The organism is Verrucomicrobiota bacterium (genome assembly GCA_016871495.1).
GTDB lineage: Bacteria > Verrucomicrobiota > Verrucomicrobiia > Limisphaerales > VHDF01 > VHDF01.
Genome location: VHDF01000193.1, coordinates 1 through 2,078, shown reverse-complemented (window position 1 = coordinate 2,078; position 2,078 = coordinate 1). Strand labels below are relative to the sequence as shown.

At 60.8% G+C, this 2,078-nt stretch carries 2 protein-coding genes; both read right to left on the bottom strand.

All coding sequences use genetic code 11. From position 1 onward, the window contains the following. Positions 1-142: 142 nt before the first annotated feature. Positions 143-1,765 carry a restriction endonuclease subunit S gene (locus FJ404_19780; protein MBM3825086.1) on the bottom strand — a complete coding sequence of 541 codons (1,623 nt, stop codon included), beginning with the start codon at positions 1,763-1,765 and terminating at the stop codon, positions 143-145. Further along, positions 1,762-2,078, bottom strand: a 317-nt coding sequence (locus FJ404_19775) for an SAM-dependent DNA methyltransferase (GenBank protein MBM3825085.1), incomplete at its 5' end; no start/stop codon positions are given. The genes FJ404_19775 and FJ404_19780, both read right to left, overlap by 4 nt.

Here is a 2,078-nt window from a genome sequence, read left to right as displayed (position 1 = left end):
CCCATTCGCGTGCTCCTGGATTGAGCTCCGTCGGCATGTGAAGGCTCGCGCAGTCAAGCCGTTGCCAAGACCCATGTGGAAATTCTCCGGCAATCGTGCGGACGAGTTCAAAGTCGATTCGGGATTCGTGCGGCATGGGAGGTCAGGCGGTGGTGAGTTCGGCGACGAGGGCGGTGAGGAGGTTGGCGGCGGTGGCGCGGGAGGCGGCGAGTTGTTGCTCCAACGCGTCCACCAAGGCCATCAGTTGCTCCACTTTCGCCACGATCCGGCGTTGTTCGGCCAGGGGTGGGAGTGCGATGGGGATGCTGTTCATCTTCGCCTGATTCATCTTCGGCTGTGCAGAACCGGTGACGTATTTCTCAAGGTTGATGGCGTTGATGTGCAACTCGATGAACCGGAGAAAATCCTCCGAGATGCCGTCAAGAACATGGGCGTGGTTGTTCACCCAGTATTTTCCTCGTGCAATGAAGGCGATGGGCGTTGAGCGATTGATAAGGTTCGCGCCGTCTTCCCCGATGAGCAGGAGTGGCTTGTCGAAGAGGTAGCCGTCGATCTTGTCGATGACTCCTGACGCGCCGTAGTAATCGTAGGTCTTCGCTTTGGTTTCGCGCTCCTCCTTGCTCACGGGAATCCGCTCGCCATCTCGGTTGACCATGATTTCGCCGAAGCGCACCCAACACCAGTTGGAGGGAATCTCGAACTCGGCCTCGTCGTCGGCCATGGCCTTGACCGTAGTTGAGCCACGAAGCTTGCCCTCTTTTGTCAAGGCTGCCTTGTGGAAGGCGATTTGATCCAATAGGGTCAGCGCCGGTTCGTCGTTGGGGTCTTGGGGGACGAGTTTGCCTTGGACGGCGAGGGTGAGGATGGATTTGCGGAGGTCGGCGGGGGGGATGGCGTAGGACGGGTGGAAGAGGAAGTGGAGGTTGGCCGGGGTGGGCGCGTCGGCGAAGCGGGCCAGCGACGCGCGGGCGAGCGCGGCGTGCCGCGTCTCCCGTTCCTGCTGCTGCGCCTCCAGCCGATCACACAACGCCATCAACTCATCCACCTTCGCCACAATCCGCTTCTGCTCGGCGAGGGGTGGGAGCGCAATGAAACCGCTGTAGAACTTCTCGTCGTTAATCGCGGGATAGGCCATGCCCTTCATGCCCGCCTGGACGTAGGCCGTGAACGGCGCGCTCCTCAGCCAGTAAAACAGGTAGCGGTTGTTGATGCCCACAAAGGGATGAAGGATGCCGAAGGCAGTGCTGGCGATTGGTTCGGGATCGAAATCCTGATCGACGATTGCGATGTTCAGCAAATAGGGCCGAACTGTGGAGTAGATCACCGTGCCACGAGCGACGAGTTTCCGCGCTCGTGACGGTGCGTCGTCAGGTTCCAGCTTCTCGACGCGGTCGCTGATGCGTCCCTTGTCCGAGTCGATGCCGCCGACGTCAATGTAGGTGAAACGCTTGTCTGGCACCTTCTGGCCGAGTTCGTAGCCGACATCCGACAGCCTCGCCCATGCCCAACTTGAAGGCAGGTCGAACGGGTGCTCATCCGACTCAACAGGCGAGGTTGGCCGCGATTTGATCTTCTTTGCTGCGGTGAGCTTTGCCCGCTCGGCTTCCGTTGATTCCAAGAGCACCGAAGCCGGTTCGTCTCGTTTGTCCTGAGTCACGAGCCTCCCCGTCACTGCGAGTTGCAGCACCAGCTCGCGCATCTTAGCCACCGCGTCGGGCGCGTCGGCGAACTGGTCGAATTTCTCGAAAAACGTCTCCAGCTTCATTCGGCAGTCCCGGCGGTGGCGGTGAGGGCGTGGTGGAGTTCCTGTTTCAGCGCGGCGCGGGTGGCGGCGATCTGGGCAAGGAGCTTTTCGTATTCGGGCAGGAGGTGGTCCACGTCGCCGGGGCCGGTGTCGGGGTTGTGCGGGTTCTTGAGGTCGAGGTTGAAGTTGCCGGCCTTGATCTGGTCGATGGAGACGCGCCAGGCCTGCTCGTTTTCCACACGGGACTTGAAGCCGTCTTTTTCCTCGCCCCACCACGCGCGCTCGGCCTCGAACTCCTCGATGCGGATGGGTTTGCCTTTGTTGTAGCTCTTGG

Coding starts and splice junctions, on each gene's coding strand:
- FJ404_19780 (MBM3825086.1), bottom strand. CDS start 1,765: ATGAAGCTGGAGACGTTTTTCGAGAAATTCGACCAGTTCGCCGACGCG.